The organism is Saccharothrix hoggarensis (assembly GCF_052936025.1).
Map to the genome: position 1 here is coordinate 6,279,691 of NZ_CP193624.1, position 16,011 is coordinate 6,295,701.

A 16,011-nucleotide genomic window follows, 5' to 3' on the forward strand; every position below is an offset into this window, starting at 1 on the left:
ACACCCGAACGGTTCAGTGCCCCCGTTCGGTCGTCACCCGATGTGCGTAAACGGCTCTGGCCGGCCGGGGCAACCCCCGACCGGCCAGAGCGATGAGGCGTGATCAGTCCGCCGTGCGGTTCCCCGACCTGGCCCGCACCTTCACCACGTCCGCCTTGTCGCCGGTGGCGTTGTGGTGGTGCAGGACGAGCAGGCTGTCCGCGCCGTCGGCCGCGAGCGACCCGGCGTCGCGGTTGACGACCAGCGCGGTGCCGGGGCGAGCCTGGTAGGACAGCGCGGCGTCGCCGCCGCCCTGCACCCACAGGCCCGGCTTGAGCGGGTCGAACGACAGCGCGTTCGGGATGGAGTCGACCAGGCCGTTGGAGGTGCCCGGCGCGACGTAGAAGCCGGCCACGCCCACCTGGTACGCGATCCGCGACGTGTCCGCCGACGGGTCGATGCCGAGCGCCGACAGCAGCACCGGCAGCACGACCACGTTGGTGTCGAACACGTTGGTGTCCACGTCGCCGAACTGGCCGTTGACGCCCTGCAGGTCGACGGTGTCGCCGGTCTTCAGGTCGACGGTGGCCGCGACCAGCAGGTCGGTGTCGGTGAGCTTGGTCGCGTAGACCTCGTAGTCGAACGCCCCGTCGCCGTCGGTGTCGATGTCGACGAACGGGATGGTGTTGCTGCCGAGGTTGTACCAGTTGCCCCAGGTCGACAGGCCGAACGCGAGCAGCGACTGCTCCGGCTTGCCCTGCGCCTTGGCCAGCGGCGCGGTCGACGTGACGCCGACGTGCCGCAGGTCGCCGCCCTTGGCGGTGTCGTTCAGGACGCAGTTGGTGGTGACGTTGCGGCGGCACTCGGGCAGCCGCGGCGAGGACGCCTGGAGCTCCAGGACGCTCACCAGCGACCGGTACGCGCCCTGGTCGACGCCGCGGCCGGTCAGGTTCAGCACGCCCTGGCCGGCGCCGGTGACGCGGACGCTGCTCGGCACGCTGATGTCGGCCACCGGCTTCGGCGCCGAGTACACCGGCACGCGCAGCGGGACCGTCGCGCCCTTCGTCGGCGTGAGCACGACCCGGCCGGACGCGTCGGCCAGGAACTGGCGCGGCACGTCGAGGTGGTTCGCCTCGATCGTCGGGTCGACCGTCTTGCGCAGGGCGGCCGGGTCGTCGATCTTCAGCGTCACGGTGATCCGGGCGGTGCCGCGCGGGCTGAGCCGCACCGTCGTGGCGGACAGGTCGTACCGCACGCCGGGGATCTCGGTCAGGGCCTCGTAGCCGACCTTGTAGTCCACCGCGCCGGCCGACTTGTTGACCACCTTGATGGTCTTGGTCCGCGACACGGGCTGCGCCACCTCGACCGTGCCGAACGACGCGGACACGGCGCCCGGGTCGTCCTGCACGTACGCGAGGACCTGGTTCTCGACGGCGGCCTTGCCGTCGACCCGGCCCGCGCCGACGCGGTTGGGCGCGTAGGTCTCGCCGCCGGCCTTCACGTCCGCGCCGGCGGAGTTCATGACCGCGGCCTTGACCTCTTCCGGCGTCCAGTCCGGGTGGACCTGGCGCACGAGCGCCGCGACGCCGGAGATGTGCGGGGCGGCCATCGACGTGCCGGAGTTGACCATCGTCTTGTCGCCCGAGCCGACCAGCGCCGAGGCGATCGAGTCACCGGGCGCCGCGACGTCCGGCTTCACGACCGGGCCGCGCACGCCGCGCGAGGTGAACGAGCTGGGCGTGTCGCTGATCGACTGGTCGAACGTCGGCAGCGAGGTGCGCAGGTCGCCCGACTGGCGGACCACCAGCGTGCCCGCGGCGAGCGCCGGGCGCAGCGCCGCGGTGGCGGTGCCGGTGAACTGGAAGACCGGGATCGACGCGTTGCCGGAGATGCCCGCGTTGAAGTGCTCCAGGTTCGACGTGAACACCGCGCCGACGGCGCCGGCGGCGGTGGCGTTGTTGGTGCGGCCGACCGAGCCGCAGCGACGCGTGGCGTCGTTGTCGTCCCACTCCAGCCAGACCATCTTGCCCGCGACGGCGGCCTTGTCCGCGGCCGAGAACGGCAGGCAGCCGTCCTTGTTGGCCGCGTCGCCCATGGCCACGACGGGAGCGGTCCGCTCCAGGCCCTCGTAGTCGAACGCCACGCTGTACTGGCCCGGCTTCTTGCCCGCCGACCCGGCCGGCGCGGTGACCTCGACCGCGTCGCGCAGCACGTACGCGTCACGGGTGCTGGCCACGGTCAGCGCCTCGGGGGTGCTGCCCGGCGAGCCGCCGATGTCGTACAGGTCGCCGCCGTTGCCCGCGGAGAACACGGTCAGCACGCCGGAGGCGTTGAGCTTGCGCACGAACAGGCTGTCGGGGTCGTCCGGGGCGCCGTAGTCGGAGCCCAGCGACAGGTTCACCACGTCGAGGTGGTCGGAGAAGTCGCCGTCGCCGTCGGGGTCGAGCGACCAGTCGAGGGCCTGCGCGGTGACGTTGGTCGAGCCGTCGCAGCCGAACACCTTCAGCGCGTACAGCAGGGCCTTCGGCGCGGTGCCGGGCCCGATGCGCATGGCGTCCAGCGCCTCCGGGGTGAGCTTGGTGTAGTCGCCCTTGAAGGTGCTGCCGTCGGCGTTGACGCCGAAGCCCGCCGCGGTGCCGGCGACGTGCGTGCCGTGGCCGTTGCAGTCGAGCGGGTTGGGGTCCGGCTTCGGGGTGTTCACGGCCGGGTCGTCGCTGGCGCCGTCGTAGGCGTTGCCGACGAAGTCGTAGCCGCCGACGACCTTGGCGGTCGGGAAGTACGACGCGTCGACCTTGGTCTCGTCGATCGCCTTGAACGCCTCGATGGTGCCGGGGCCCGCGAAGTCGCTGTGGGTGTAGTCGATGCCCGTGTCGATGATGCCGATGCGGGTGTCGTCACCGAGCTTGCCGTACTGCTGCCACGCCTTGAGCGTGTTCGTGAGCTGCACGGCGGTGGAGTTCTGGCGGGTCTTCGGCACCACGGTGCGGACGGACTTCACGTCACCGCGCCGGGCCAGCTCGCGCACCTTGGCGGCGTCGGCCCGCACGACCACGCCGGGAACGCCGTTGGCGGTCCGGTACAGCTCCTTGGTGGCCGAGTCCTTGCCCCGGAGGTCGGTGACCACGAGGTCGGCGACCCGGCCGGTGTCGTTCTTGGTCGCCTTGGCGGCGTCCTTGGCCTGCTGCTTGGACGCGCCCTTGCCGGTCTGCTCGACGAACGTGTCGACGGCCGGCTTGGCCTCCAGCTCCACGAACGCGGTGACGCGGCCCTTCGCGGCGGTCAGCCGGTCGGACACCTTCAACCGCAACGTGTCCGCGTCCAGCCCGCGCGCGCTCGCGACGGACGGTGCCAGTGGATCTTCCGCGGCCAGCGCCGTGCCGGTGGTGGCGCTCGCGACGAGCATCGCGGCCAGCACCGGGACGGCAGATCTGGCGACAACGCGAGATCGGCTCACTACGTGCCCCAACCGAGGTCGGATTCGACCGGGCAGGCAGCGTCGCATCCGGATCAGGGGAACTGCCCGCATGGTGCCGTGCCCTCTACGGCACCGGGTCAACCTCGTGGGAGGGAACCTAATCCCTCGACAGAGCCGATCAATTAGTCCGAACGAGTGACGACGCCCACAGATTTAACGACTAACGGTTAAGTGTGACGCCGCCGGGACCTGCGGCGATATACCTCCACAGATCCCGACGGCGTTACTCCGTCACGGGGACGTCCGCGCGACGCCGATCAGTCGAAGTTGACCGAGCGCACGGTGCGCGCGCCCACGGCCGCGCCGATCGGGTCGAGCACCGCGGTGTCCACCGGGCGGTCGACGCGCAGCAGCATGAACGCGTCCGCGCCGTCCTTCGTCTGGCTGATCTGCGCGGCCTCGACGTTCACCCCGGCCTCGCCGAGCAGCGTGCCGACGGTGCCCATCACGCCCGGCCGGTCCGGGTACTCCAGCAGCAGCACGTTGCCCTCGGCGCGCAGGTCGAAGCCGCGGCCGTTGATGCCGACCAGCTTCTCCACCTGGTCGAGGCCCGTGAGCGTGCCCGACACCGTGATGACCGCGCCGTCCGCCTGCACCGCGCGCACCGTGACGAGGCTGCGGTGGTTGGCGCTCTCCGGCTCCTTCACCAGGTCGACGCCGACGCCGAGCGCGTTCGCCAGCGCCGGGGCGTTGACGAACGTGACCTGCTCCTCGACCACGCTGGAGAACACGCCGCGCAGCGCGGCCAGCGGCAGCACCGCGACGTCCTCGTTGGACAGCTCGCCGCGCACCTCGATCGTGACGTTGGTGGGCGCCTTCGCGCTCAGCGCCGCGACCACCGTGCCGAGCTTCTGCACCAGCGGCAGGTACGGGCGGACCTCCTCGCCGACCACGCCGCCGCCCTGCACGTTCACCGCGTCCGGCACGAAGTCGCCCGCCAGCGCCAGCAGCACCGACTTGGCCACGTCCGTGCCCGCCCGGTCCTGCGCCTCCGTGGTGGACGCGCCCAGGTGCGGCGTGACCACGACGTTCGGCAGGCCGAACAGCGGGCTCTCGGTGGTGGGCTCGGTGGAGAACACGTCGATGCCCGCGCCGCCGACCTGGCCCTCCTTCACGGCCTCCGCCAGCGCCTCCTCGTCGACGAGACCGCCGCGGGCCGCGTTGACGATGATGACGCCGCGCTTGGCCTTGGCCAGCTGCTCGGCGCCGATGAGGCCCTTGGTCTCCGGCGTCTTCGGCAGGTGGATCGAGATGAAGTCGGCGCGCTCCAGCAGCTCCTCCAGCGTCACGAGCTCGATGCCGAGCTGCGCGGCGCGGGCGGCGCTGACGTACGGGTCGTACGCGATGAGCTCGGTGCCGAAGGCGGCGATCCGGGCGGCGAACAGCTGGCCGATCTTGCCCAGGCCCACCACGCCGACGGTCTTGCCCTGCACCTCGACGCCGTTGAACTTGCTGCGCTTCCACTCGTGGTTCTGCAGCGTGGCGTGCGCGGCCGGGATCTGGCGGGCCGTGGCGAGCAGCAGCGCGACCGCGTGCTCCGCGGCGCTGACGATGTTCGAGGTGGGCGCGTTGACGACCATCACGCCGCGCTCGGTGGCGGCGGGCACCTCGACGTTGTCCAGACCGACGCCCGCGCGGGCGACGACCTTCAGCTTGGTGGTGGCCTTGAAGACCTCGGCGTCCACCTTGGTGGCGGAGCGGACCAGGAGGGCGTCGGCGTCGGCGACGGCTTCGAGCAGCGCGGGACGGTCGGTGCCGTCGACGTGGCGCACCTCGATGCCATCACCGAAGACGTCGAGAACGGACGGTGCGAGCTTCTCGGCGATGAGGACAACGGGCTTGGTCACGGACGTCGCTCCCGGTGGTGTGAACGGGTGGGGAGCGCGGGGCCGTCGAGCAGGTCGTCACCCGCGCCGGCCGGCCACGGCAATGTGTCCGGGTTGTTAACGAGCATAGTCAGCGCCCACCGGGCGCTCACCACCCGGGTGTCCCGTTTCACCTGCTGGAATGCGGTACGCGCGTCCTACAAGGACACCCCGGGCGGCCGCGGGTCCCCGGCGGAGCGCGAGTCCGGCGCAGGGCGTTCGGCGAACGCCCTGCGGTAGCCGCCGGGCGACTGGCCGAACTCCCGCTTGAACGCCTTGGCGAACGCGAACTCCGAGGAGTAGCCGCCTTCCCGGGCGACCGCGCGCAGCGGGACGTCGCTCGTGGCCAGCAGGCGGCGGGCCACGGTCATCCGCCACCAGGTCAGGTACGCCAGGGGCGGTTGCCCCACGACCGCCGTGAACCGTCGCGCGAAGGTCGCGCGGGACAGGCCGGCGCGCGCGGCGAGCTCCCGCACCGTCCACGGGTGGGCGGGATCGCCGTGCACCGCGTGCAGCGCGTCGGCGAGGGCCGGGTCGGCGAGGGCCGCGGCCCAGCCGGTGACCGCGGTCGCGGAGTGGTCGTGCAGCCAGGCGCGCAGGATGTAGAGCAGCAGGGTGTCGAGCAGCGCCGGCACCACGGCGTCCGAGCCGGGTCCCGGCCGTTCCAGCTCGCCGCCCAGCAGGTCGACGGCGGCGCGCAGCGCGGGGTGCGAGCCCATCCGGGCCGGGACGTGGACCACCTCCGGCAGCCCGGTGAGCAGCGGGTGCGCCCGGGCCCGGTTGAGCCGGTAGGAGCCGCACAGCAGCACGGTGGTCGGCCCGTCGCCCGGCGGGACGTCCTCGGTCTCCGCCCAGCTTCCGTCCGGGGCCTGGACGACGTCGACCGAGGGCGTCGCCGGGTCGTCGGCGACGGTGTGGCCCCGGCCGTGGGGCAGGAACACCACGTCGCCCGGCGACAGCGGGACCGGGTCGCCTCCGGGCGGGATGAGCCGGCACGAGCCGCGCAGCACGACGTGGAACCCCGCCCCGTCGGAAGCGCCGAACCGCAGCGCCCACGGTGCGGCCAGCGAGGTGAGCGACGAGTGCGGCCGCCCCGTCCGCATGGCGGTGATCGCGTCGCTGAGGACGTCCATGCCACCCGATCTTATCCGTGCGTCCGTGACGTGAGACGCTCGGACAAAAGGCTGAGACTCCAGGACATGGAACGTCTCACGGTCGGCTCCTAGCGTGACCGGCATGACGACACACGCACGAACGGTGCGCTTCCACGAACTCGGCGGCCCGGAGGTGCTGGAGGTCGAGGACACCCGCCTCGACCCGCCCGGTCCCGGCGAGGTCCGCGTCCGCGTCGACGCCATCGGGCTGAACCGGGCCGAGGCGCTCTTCCGCGCGGGCCACTACTACTACCAGCCCGCGCTCCCCGGTTCCCGGATCGGCTTCGAGGCTGCCGGCGAGGTCGACGGCGTGGGCCCCGGTGTGGAGGACTTCGCCCCCGGCGACGCGGTCAGCGTCATCGGTGACGGGCACATGTCCCGCAACGGTGTCTACGCCGATTTCGCCACCGTGCCGACCCGAGCGCTCATCAGGCGTCCGGCCGGGGTGGACGCCGTCACCGGCGCGGCCCTGTGGACGTCGTCCCTGACCGCCTACGGCGCACTGGTGGAGGTGGGCCGGGTCGAGCCGGGCGACCACGTCCTCGTCACCGCCGCGTCGAGCTCGGTCGGGCTCGCGGCGATCCAGGTGGCCAACCACTTCGGCGCGGTGCCCATCGCCGTCACGCGGACCGCCGCCAAGGCGGCGCGACTGGCGCGGGAGGGGGCCGCGCACGTCATCACGACGGACGGTGGCGACCTGGTCGAGCGGGTGCGCGCCGTCACCGACGGCCGGGGCGCGCGAGTCGTGTTCGACGCCGTCGCGGGGCCCGGCTTGGCCGAGGTCGCCCAGACCGTGGCGGCCTGCGGCCTGCTCGTCGTCTACGGGTGGCTCGACCGCGAACCCGCTCCCCTGCCGCTGAACTGGCCGCTGAACATCCACGGTTTCGCCGTGGACCTCGTCACCGGTGACGCCGCGCGCCTGGCCCGCGCGCGGGCCTTCGTCGAGGCCGCGCTGCGCGCCGGCACGCTGACCCCGGTCGTCGACCGGACCTTCGACCTCGCCGACATCGTCGCGGCCCACCGCCACCTGGAGTCGAACGACCAGGTCGGCAAGGTCGTCGTCACCGTGCGGCACTGACCGGCCGGGGGCCGCGCACCGGTGTTTCCCGCGGTACCCGGCCCGTGCGCGCAGGACCGGCACACGGAAGGCTGGCGCCATGCGGAAACTGGTCTACGGCATGAACCTGACCCTCGACGGCTACATCGCGGCGCCCGGCGACGACATCGGCTGGGGCGCCGCGGACGACGGTGGGTCGGGCGACGAGCTGTTCCAGTGGTGGCTCGAGCGGGAGCTGGGGATCGACCTGATGCTGTACGGGCGGAAGCTCTGGGAGGCGATGAGCTCCCACTGGCCGACCGGAGACCAGAAGCCCGACGCCACCCCGGCGGAGATCGCGTTCGCGCGGAACTGGCGGGACACGCCGAAGGTGGTGTTCTCCTCGACGATCGACGCCGTCGACTGGAACGCCCGCCTGGTCACCGGCGACGCGGTCGCGGAGATCACCCGGCTCAAGGCCGAGGACGGCGGGCCCATGAGGGTCGGTGGCGCGACGCTCGCCCGGGCGGCCGTGCGCGCCGGGCTGGTCGACGAGTACGAGGTCGTCACCTACCCGGTCCTGGTGGGTGGCGGCACGCCGCTCTTCCCCGCGCTGGACAGCTGGGTGAAGCTGAAGCTGGTGGAGACGCGGACGTTCCCCGGCGGCGTGGTCATGACCAGGTACGAGACGAGGCGCTGAGCGCTCGTCCGGGAGTCGCCGAGTCCCCGCGGGCGGCTACCAGGGTTCGTCGAACTCGCCGTCCTTGACGCCGAGGACGAACGCCTCCCACTCGGCCGGCGTGAAGACGAGCACCGGGCCCTCGGGGTGGGCGGAGTTGCGCATCGCCGTGTACGTCACGCCATCGGTGTGCTCGACGAACGCGATCTCGACGTGCTCCTCTTCCTCCTCCGCGCCCTCGTCGCTGCGGATCCACTCGGCGCCGGTGAGGTCGAGGTTGCCCCGCACGTGGGCCTTGTCGTCGTAGATGGGCGCGCTGTCGGTCATGCGCCTAGGTATACCGGAGCCCGCAGCGTCCGGGGACACTGCGGGCTCCGAGGGGTGGTACCGCTGGTCTCAGGCGGTTTCGGTGATCGGGCGGTCGACCCACGACATGAGGCCGCGCAGCTTCTTGCCGACCTCCTCGATCGGGTGCTGCTCGCCCTCCTGCTGCAACTTCTTGTAGTTGCCGCGGCCGGCGTCGTCCTCGTTCACCCACTCGGTGGCGAAGGTGCCGTCCTGGATCTCGCCCAGGATCTTGCGCATCTCCTCCTTGACCGCGGGGGTGACCACGCGCGGTCCGCGCGTCAGGTCGCCGTACTCGGCGGTGTCGGAGATCGAGTAGCGCATGCGGGCGATGCCGCCCTCGTACATCAGGTCCACGATGAGCTTCAGCTCGTGGAGGCACTCGAAGTAGGCGACCTCGGGGGCGTAGCCCGCCTCGGTCAGCACCTCGAAACCGGCCTGCACCAGCGCGGACGCGCCACCGCAGAGGACGGCCTGCTCACCGAACAGGTCGGTCTCGGTCTCCTCCTTGAACGTGGTCTTGATGACGCCCGCGCGCGTGCCGCCGATGCCCTTGGCGTAGGACAGGGCGAGCGCCTGCGCGTTGCCGGAGGCGTCCTGCTCGACCGCGATCAGCGCGGGCACGCCCTTGCCGTCCACGAACTGGCGGCGGACCAGGTGGCCCGGGCCCTTCGGCGCGACCATGGCGACGTCCACGTTGGACGGCACGGTGATCAGGCCGTAGCGGATGTTGAAGCCGTGGCCGAAGAAGACCGCGTCGCCGTCCTTCAGGTTCGGCGCGATGTCGTTGGCGTAGATGTGCCGCTGCGCGGTGTCGGGCGCCAGGATCATGATCAGGTCGGCCTCGGCCGAGACCTCGGCGGGCGTGCCGACGGGCAGGCCCTCCTCCTCGGCCTTGGCGCGGGACTTCGAGCCCTCGGGGAGGCCGATCCGGACGTCGACGCCGGAGTCGCGCAGGCTCAGCGCGTGCGCGTGGCCCTGGCTGCCGTAACCGATGACCGCGACCTTGCGCCCCTGGATGATGCTCAGGTCGGCATCGTCGTCGTAGAAGATCTCGACGCTCACTGGTGGTACTTCCTTCCTCGGAACCGGAAAATCAGCGCACCGCGGTCGCGGTGATGGAGCGGGCGCCACGGCCGATGGCGACCATGCCGGACTGGACGATCTCGCGGAGCCCGTAGGGCTCCAGCATCCGCAGCAGCGCGTCGAGCTTCTCAGACGTGCCGGTGGCCTCGACGGTGACCGCCTCCGGGGAGACGTCGACGACCTTCGCGCGGAACAGCTGCACCGTCTCGAGCACCTGGCTGCGCACCGTGGCGTCGGCGCGCACCTTGACGAGCAGGAGCTGCCGCTGGACCGACGCGGCGGGCTCCAGCTCGACGATCTTGATGACGTTGATGAGCTTGTTGAGCTGCTTGGTGACCTGCTCCAGCGGCAGCTCGTCCACCGACACGACGATGGTCATCCGGGAGATGTCGGGGTGCTCGGTGCGGCCGACCGCGAGCGACTCGATGTTGAAGCCGCGCCGCGAGAACAGGCCCGCCACCCGGGCGAGGACGCCGGGCTTGTCCTCGACCAGAACGCTCAGGGTGTGCCTAGTCATCGTCACTCGTCCTCGTCGAACAGCGGGCGGATGCCACGCGCGGCCATGATCTCGCTGTTGCCCGTGCCCGCGGCGACCATCGGCCACACCTGGGCGTCCTTGCCGACCACGAAGTCGATGACGACCGGCCGGTCGTTGATCTCCATGGCCTTCTGGACGACCGCGTCGACCTCCTCGCGCGACTCGGCGCGCAGGCCGGCGCAGCCGTAGGCCTCGGCGAGCAGCTTGAAGTCGGGGATGCGGTGCTTGTGCGTGCCCAGGTCGGTGCTGGAGTAGCGCTCGCCGTAGAACAGCGTCTGCCACTGGCGGACCATGCCCAGGTTGCCGTTGTTGATGACGGCGACCTTGATCGGGATGCCCTCGATGGCGCAGGTGGCCAGCTCCTGGTTGGTCATCTGGAAGCAGCCGTCGCCGTCGATCGCCCACACCTGGACGTCCGGCACGCCCGCCTTCGCGCCCATCGCGGCGGGCACCGCGTACCCCATCGTGCCGAGGCCGCCGGAGTTGATCCACGTGCGCGGCCGCTCGTACTTCACGAACTGCGCGGCCCACATCTGGTGCTGGCCGACGCCCGCGGTGAACAGGGTGTCCGGCGGGGTCAGCGCCCCGATCCGCTCGATCACGTACTGCGGGGACAGCGTGCCGTCCTCGGGCCAGTCGTAGCCGAGCGGGAACGTCTCGCGCAGCGCGTTCAGCTGCTCCCACCACGGCGTCAGGTCCACGGTGCGGGCCGCGTTCTCCTTCTCCACCCGCACCGCGTCGACCAGCTCGCCGATGATCTCCTTGCAGTCGCCCACGATCGGGACGTCCGCGCGGCGGTTCTTCGAGATCTCCGCCGGGTCGATGTCGGCGTGCACGACCTGCGCGTCCGGCGCGAACGTCGACAGCTGGCCGGTGACCCGGTCGTCGAACCGGGCGCCGAGGGCGATCAGCAGGTCCGACTTCTGCATCGCGGCGACCGCGGAGACCGTGCCGTGCATGCCGGGCATGCCCAGGTGCTGCGGGTGCGAGTCCGGGAACGCGCCGCGCGCCATCAGCGTGGTGACCACCGGGATGTTGGTGGACTCGGCCAGCGCCAGCAGCTCGGCCGACGCCTCGGCCTTGATCACGCCGCCGCCGACGTACAGGACGGGGCGGCGGGCCGCGGCGATCAGCTTCGCGGCCTCGCGCACCTGCTTGCCGTGCGGCCGGGTCGTCGGCCGGTAGCCGGGCAGGCGCAGCTCCGGCGGCCAGGAGAACGAGGTCATCTCCTGGAGCACGTCCTTGGGGATGTCCACCAGGACGGGGCCGGGTCGGCCGGTGGAGGCCAGGTGGAACGCCTCGGCGATGGCGCGCGGGACGTCCGCGGCGTCGGTGACGAGGAAGTTGTGCTTGGTGATCGGCATCGTGATGCCGCAGATGTCCGCTTCCTGGAACGCGTCGGTGCCGATCAGCGGGCGGGACTGCTGGCCGGTGATGGCGACCACCGGGACGGAGTCCATGTTGGCGTCCGCGAGGGGCGTGACGAGGTTCGTCGCGCCGGGCCCCGAGGTCGCCATGCAGACGCCGACCTTGCCGGTGGCCTGGGCGTAGCCGGTGGCGGCGTGGCCCGCGCCCTGCTCGTGGCGGACCAGGATGTGGCGCACCTTGGTGGAGTCCAGGAGCGGGTCGTAGGCAGGCAGGATCGTGCCGCCGGGGATGCCGAAGACCACCTCGCAGCCCACCGCTTCGAGGGAGCGGACGAGGGACTGGGCACCGGTCATGCGGACGGGAGCGCCGCTCGGCGGGGCCGGTTTCGGCCGCGGTCCAGGGCGGGGCGACGCCGGCTCACCGGGAGCGGGTCGCGAGGTTGCGCTGGTCATCTGTCTGCCTCGTGGGTAAGGAGAATGCACGGTCCGGGCACGAAAAAACCCTCGCCAACCCGAACGGGCCGGACGAGGGTCGCGCGTCGACGCAAGCTCGAATGCCTAGGCGTCGACGCGCCTGGGAAGTACGAGAACGAGGTTGCGCTGCATGGCCCTGACGTTAACCGTCAAGGGCGTTGAGCGTCAACTGTGCGGGACGGCACTCCCGGATGGTGGAAGCCGCGAGGTGCGCGGACGTGGGTCGGAGTCACCCGCTCAGGCGACCGGTGGCAGCATCTGGCGACGTGCCGAAAGCCGTGTTCCGCATCCCCACGCCCGCCCTGTTCGCCGCGCTCGCCGCGGCCATCTGCGCCACCCCCGTCGCGTGGGCCGCGCCGGGTCTGCAGGCCCTCTACCTGCTGCCGGCCGCGTTCGCCTGGTGGGTCCTGCGGAACCGGACGACCGTGGACCGCGAGCGGATCGCGGTGCGGAGCACGTTCGGCGGGCGGGTCGTCGCGTGGACGGACGTGAAGGCGATCAAGGTGGTGCCGAAGGGGTGGTTGTCGGCGGTGCTCACGGACGGCTCGCTGGTCCGGCTGCCCGCGGTCCGCGCGGCGCACCTGCCGATGTTGTCGCAGGTCAGCGGCGGTCGTGTGGCGGACCCGACCACCGCGGCGCGGCCCGCCGACCCGGCCGACAGCCCCGCCGCGCCTGACCAGGACGCAACGCCGCCTTCCCTAAGGTCCGAGGAGTGAGCTCGAACACTCGGACGTCCGGCTGGGTGCCGGTCACCAGCCTCCTGCTGTCCCTCGCCGGACTGGCCGTGTCCGCCTACCTCACCGTCGCGCACTTCAGCGCGGGCGCGTTGCTGTGCGCCGAGGGCGAGGTGATCGACTGCGGCACGGTGACGACCAGCGAGCAGTCCGAGCTGCTCGGCGTCCCGGTCGCCGTCCTCGGCCTCGCGTTCTTCGCGTTCCTGACCGTCGCGTCGCTGCCGTTCGCGTGGCGCAGCGAGGCGCTGCACTGGGCGCGCCTCGTGTCGGCCGGCGTCGGCGTGCTGTTCGTCGTGTACCTGGTGGCCGCCGAGTTCCTGCTGATCGGGAAGATCTGCCTGTGGTGCACGGCCGTGCACGTCATCACACTCGCGCTCGCCGCCGTGCTGGTCGTCGGCGCGTTGCGGCGGAGTAACCTCTGAGGCACCGCTCCCGCCCTTCCCGCGCCCTCACCCCTCGCGCGCGTCGTTCGCGAATCTCCTGGCAAAGACTTCTGGAGGAGCCGTGCCACCGCTCCGTTCCCGCACCACGACCCACGGCCGCAACGCCGCGGGGGCCCGCGCGCTCTGGCGCGCGACCGGCATGACCGACAGCGACTTCGGCAAGCCGATCGTGGCCATCGCCAACTCCTACACGCAGTTCGTGCCGGGGCACGTGCACCTGCGCGACCTCGGCGACATCGTGGCCGAGGCGATCCGCGAGGCGGGCGGGGTGCCGCGCGAGTTCCACACCATCGCGGTCGACGACGGCATCGCCATGGGGCACAGCGGGATGCTGTACTCGCTGCCGTCGCGCGAGATCATCGCCGACTCGGTCGAGTACATGGTCAACGCGCACCAGGCCGACGCGATCGTGTGCATCTCCAACTGCGACAAGATCACGCCGGGCATGCTCAACGCGGCGATGCGGCTCAACATCCCGGTGGTGTTCGTGTCGGGCGGGCCGATGGAGGCCGGCAAGGCGGTCGTGGTGGACGGCGTCGCCGTCGCGCCGACCGACCTGATCACCGCGATCTCCGCGTCGGCGTCGCCGGACGTGGACGAGGCCGGGCTGGCCGAGGTCGAGCGGTCGGCGTGCCCGACCTGCGGGTCGTGCTCGGGCATGTTCACCGCGAACTCCATGAACTGCCTCACCGAGGCGCTGGGCCTGGCGCTGCCGGGCAACGGCTCCACGCTGGCCACGCACTCGGCGCGCCGCGAGCTGTTCGCCGAGGCCGGCCGCACCATCGTGGACCTGTGCCAGCGGTACTACGAGCAGGACGACGAGTCGGTGCTGCCGCGGTCGATCGCCAACCGCAAGGCGTTCGAGAACGCCATGGCGCTGGACATGGCGATGGGCGGCTCCACGAACACCGTGCTGCACATCCTCGCCGCCGCGCAGGAGGGCGAGGTCGACTTCACGCTCGCGGACGTCGACGCGCTGAGCCGGCGGGTGCCGTGCCTGTCGAAGGTGTCGCCGAACTCGGACTACCACATGGAAGACGTCCACCGGGCGGGTGGAATCCCCGCCCTGCTGGGTGAACTGTGGCGCGCCGGCCTGCTGAACGAGGACGTGCACACCGTCCACAGCCCGGACATCGCGTCGTGGCTGGGCGAGTGGGACGTCCGCGCCGAGTCGCCGTCGCAGCGGGCGATCGAGCTGTTCCACGCCGCGCCCGGCGGGGTGCGCACGACGCAGGCGTTCTCCACGTCCAACCGGTGGTCGAAGCTGGACACGGACGCGGCCGGCGGCTGCATCCGCGACGTCGAGCACGCGTACACCAAGGACGGCGGCCTGGCCGTGCTGCACGGCAACCTGGCCGAGCGCGGCGCGGTGATCAAGGCGGCGGGCATCGACGAGGAGCTGTGGCACTTCGAGGGTCCGGCGCGGGTGGTGGAGTCCCAGGAGGAAGCCGTCTCGGTGATCCTGAAGAAGGAGATCCAGCCCGGTGACGTCCTCGTGGTCCGCTACGAGGGCCCGGCGGGCGGTCCGGGCATGCAGGAGATGCTGCACCCGACCGCGTTCCTGAAGGGCGCGGGGCTGGGCCGCAAGTGCGCCCTGATCACCGACGGCCGGTTCTCCGGCGGCACGTCGGGCCTGTCCATCGGCCACGTCTCGCCGGAGGCGGCGGGCGGCGGCGTGATCGGCCTGGTCCAGGACGGCGACCGCATCCTGATCGACATCCACGAGCGCCGCCTGGAACTCCTGGTGGACGACTCGGTGCTGGCCGAGCGGCGGGCGAAGATGGAGGCGTCCGAGCGGCCGTGGCAGCCGGTGGACCGGGTCCGCCCGGTGACGGCGGCGCTGCGCGCCTACGCCCGCATGGCGACCGACGCCTCCACCGGCGCAGTCCGCGACGTGAACAAGTAGCGGCCGGTTCTCTCCGGACCACCACGCGAGGTCGCGTCGACCGTTCGCGACTCATTTCCCGGCGATCACGCTTTTCGATCGCCGGGAAATCAGGCGCGAACGGTCGACTTCCAGGCGACCGAGCCCGCCGTCTGCGGAGCAGCGGCAATGTCAACGGAACACGTAGAGGGTCGCCGCGGTCGCGCCGGCGGCGACCAGGAGGCAGAGGAAGCCGGACAGCAGCGGGTGGCGGAACCAGCTGCGGTTGTGGTCGATCGCCGCCCGGCCGGGGCCCGCGAACAGCACGGCGAACGCCATCGCCGCGTACGCGGCCTCCAGCTCGACGCCGTTGGGCGCGAAGTAGCCGCCCCGGTACTTCAGCGCGATGACGTTGGCCATCACCCCGAGCACGCCGGCCGCCGCGAGCGGCGTGAACAGGCCGAGGACCAGCAGGGCGCCGCCGCCCAGCTCGGTGACGCCGGTGACCCAGGCGAGGATGCGCGCCTCGCGGAACCCGGCCGACTGCAGGTACCGGGTGAACCCGTCGATGCCCGGCCCGCCGAACAGGCCGAACACCTTCTGCAGGCCGTGCACCACGAACGCCCCGCCCAGCGCCAGCCGCAGCACGAGCAGGCCGATGTCGGCGCTCGCGGTCCAGCCGAACGGCTTGCGCTCGTCCTCGTCGTCGAACGTGTCGTAGTGGGAGGACTTGTCGTCCAGGTCCGCCACCGGCGTGTACCCGGTGGAGTCGAAGCTCTTGGTGTCCTTGTCGAAGGCGTCGCCGGGGAAGGCGTCGCGCTGGATGGTGCGGGTGCCGTCGTCGAAGTGGTGCACTCCTCCGCCCACGCCACTCGTGGAGTAGTACCCGTCGTCGGAGTAGCCGCCCGAAGCCTTCGAGCGGTCGTCGTGAGTAGCCACGCACCCGCACGTTAGGAGGTTCGGAGGACGTCC

13 protein-coding genes are annotated in these 16,011 nt (G+C 71.7%); 5 read left to right on the top strand and 8 right to left on the bottom strand.

The window, feature by feature from the left end:
* Nucleotides 1-103: 103 nt before the first annotated feature.
* The 3 genes from ACRAKH_RS28385 to ACRAKH_RS28395 form a co-directional block, all read right to left on the bottom strand.
* A complete protein-coding gene (locus ACRAKH_RS28385; protein ID WP_380719582.1) occupies nucleotides 104-3,382 on the bottom strand; it encodes a S8 family peptidase in 3,279 nt (1,092 codons plus the stop codon).
* A gap of 329 nt (nucleotides 3,383-3,711) precedes the next feature.
* A complete protein-coding gene (gene serA, locus ACRAKH_RS28390; RefSeq protein WP_380719580.1) occupies nucleotides 3,712-5,301 on the bottom strand; it encodes a phosphoglycerate dehydrogenase in 1,590 nt (529 codons plus the stop codon).
* Between the two features lie 176 nt (nucleotides 5,302-5,477).
* Nucleotides 5,478-6,452: an AraC family transcriptional regulator gene (locus ACRAKH_RS28395; RefSeq protein WP_380719578.1), complete on the bottom strand. Its 975-nt coding sequence runs from the start codon at nucleotides 6,450-6,452 to the stop codon at nucleotides 5,478-5,480.
* Nucleotides 6,453-6,555: 103 nt separating this feature from the next.
* Between ACRAKH_RS28395 and ACRAKH_RS28400 the strand changes: the two genes are divergently transcribed.
* Together ACRAKH_RS28400 and ACRAKH_RS28405 are read left to right on the top strand one after the other, a co-directional pair.
* Nucleotides 6,556-7,551: a zinc-dependent alcohol dehydrogenase family protein gene (locus ACRAKH_RS28400; protein ID WP_380719577.1), complete on the top strand. Its 996-nt coding sequence runs from the start codon at nucleotides 6,556-6,558 to the stop codon at nucleotides 7,549-7,551.
* 79 nt (nucleotides 7,552-7,630) lie between these two features.
* The gene (locus ACRAKH_RS28405) at nucleotides 7,631-8,209 is read left to right on the top strand and encodes a dihydrofolate reductase family protein (protein ID WP_380719576.1); all 579 of its coding nucleotides are present in this window, start codon (nucleotides 7,631-7,633) and stop codon (nucleotides 8,207-8,209) included.
* Nucleotides 8,210-8,245: 36 nt separating this feature from the next.
* Here the strand turns inward: ACRAKH_RS28405 and ACRAKH_RS28410 are convergent, their stop codons facing one another.
* From ACRAKH_RS28410 to ACRAKH_RS28425, 4 genes are all read right to left on the bottom strand, one after another.
* Nucleotides 8,246-8,515 carry a DUF397 domain-containing protein gene (locus ACRAKH_RS28410; RefSeq protein WP_380719574.1) on the bottom strand — a complete coding sequence of 90 codons (270 nt, stop codon included), beginning with the start codon at nucleotides 8,513-8,515 and terminating at the stop codon, nucleotides 8,246-8,248.
* Between the two features lie 69 nt (nucleotides 8,516-8,584).
* On the bottom strand, nucleotides 8,585-9,598 hold the full coding sequence (gene ilvC, locus ACRAKH_RS28415) for a ketol-acid reductoisomerase (RefSeq protein WP_073891639.1): 1,014 nt from the start codon (nucleotides 9,596-9,598) through the stop codon (nucleotides 8,585-8,587).
* Between the two features lie 31 nt (nucleotides 9,599-9,629).
* Nucleotides 9,630-10,136 (bottom strand): acetolactate synthase small subunit, encoded by a 507-nt coding sequence (ilvN, locus tag ACRAKH_RS28420; RefSeq protein WP_053723072.1) that lies wholly within the window; start codon nucleotides 10,134-10,136, stop codon nucleotides 9,630-9,632.
* A gap of 2 nt (nucleotides 10,137-10,138) precedes the next feature.
* Nucleotides 10,139-11,977, bottom strand: coding sequence for an acetolactate synthase large subunit (locus ACRAKH_RS28425; RefSeq protein WP_380719573.1), 1,839 nt, complete (start codon nucleotides 11,975-11,977; stop codon nucleotides 10,139-10,141).
* Nucleotides 11,978-12,264: 287 nt separating this feature from the next.
* Here ACRAKH_RS28425 and ACRAKH_RS28430 point away from each other — a divergent pair, with 287 nt between their 5' ends.
* The 3 genes from ACRAKH_RS28430 (at nucleotide 12,265) to ilvD (ending at nucleotide 15,081) form a co-directional block, all read left to right on the top strand.
* The gene (locus ACRAKH_RS28430; RefSeq protein ID WP_380719572.1) at nucleotides 12,265-12,714 is read left to right on the top strand and encodes a PH domain-containing protein; all 450 of its coding nucleotides are present in this window, start codon (nucleotides 12,265-12,267) and stop codon (nucleotides 12,712-12,714) included.
* Nucleotides 12,711-13,154: a vitamin K epoxide reductase family protein gene (locus ACRAKH_RS28435; protein ID WP_380719571.1), complete on the top strand. Its 444-nt coding sequence runs from the start codon at nucleotides 12,711-12,713 to the stop codon at nucleotides 13,152-13,154. Before ACRAKH_RS28430 ends, ACRAKH_RS28435 begins: the two co-directional genes overlap by 4 nt.
* Nucleotides 13,155-13,236: 82 nt before the next feature.
* A complete protein-coding gene (gene ilvD, locus ACRAKH_RS28440) occupies nucleotides 13,237-15,081 on the top strand; it encodes a dihydroxy-acid dehydratase (RefSeq protein ID WP_380719570.1) in 1,845 nt (614 codons plus the stop codon).
* Nucleotides 15,082-15,231: 150 nt separating this feature from the next.
* Here ilvD and ACRAKH_RS28445 read toward each other — a convergent pair whose 3' ends face one another.
* Nucleotides 15,232-15,978, bottom strand: coding sequence for a DoxX family protein (locus tag ACRAKH_RS28445; RefSeq protein WP_380719569.1), 747 nt, complete (start codon nucleotides 15,976-15,978; stop codon nucleotides 15,232-15,234).
* Between the last annotated feature and the right edge of the window lie 33 nt (nucleotides 15,979-16,011).

Bases quoted from the DNA above. Each gene is read 5' to 3' on its own strand.
- ACRAKH_RS28425 (WP_380719573.1), bottom strand. From the start codon at position 11,977: ATGACCAGCGCAACCTCGCGACCCGCTCCCGGTGAGCCGGCGTCGCCC.
- ACRAKH_RS28395 (WP_380719578.1), bottom strand. From the start codon at position 6,452: ATGGACGTCCTCAGCGACGCGATCACCGCCATGCGGACGGGGCGGCCG.
- ACRAKH_RS28410 (WP_380719574.1), bottom strand. From the start codon at position 8,515: ATGACCGACAGCGCGCCCATCTACGACGACAAGGCCCACGTGCGGGGC.
- ilvN (WP_053723072.1), bottom strand. From the start codon at position 10,136: ATGACTAGGCACACCCTGAGCGTTCTGGTCGAGGACAAGCCCGGCGTC.
- ACRAKH_RS28405 (WP_380719576.1), top strand. From the start codon at position 7,631: ATGCGGAAACTGGTCTACGGCATGAACCTGACCCTCGACGGCTACATC.
- ACRAKH_RS28385 (WP_380719582.1), bottom strand. From the start codon at position 3,382: ATGCTCGTCGCGAGCGCCACCACCGGCACGGCGCTGGCCGCGGAAGAT.
- ACRAKH_RS28400 (WP_380719577.1), top strand. From the start codon at position 6,556: ATGACGACACACGCACGAACGGTGCGCTTCCACGAACTCGGCGGCCCG.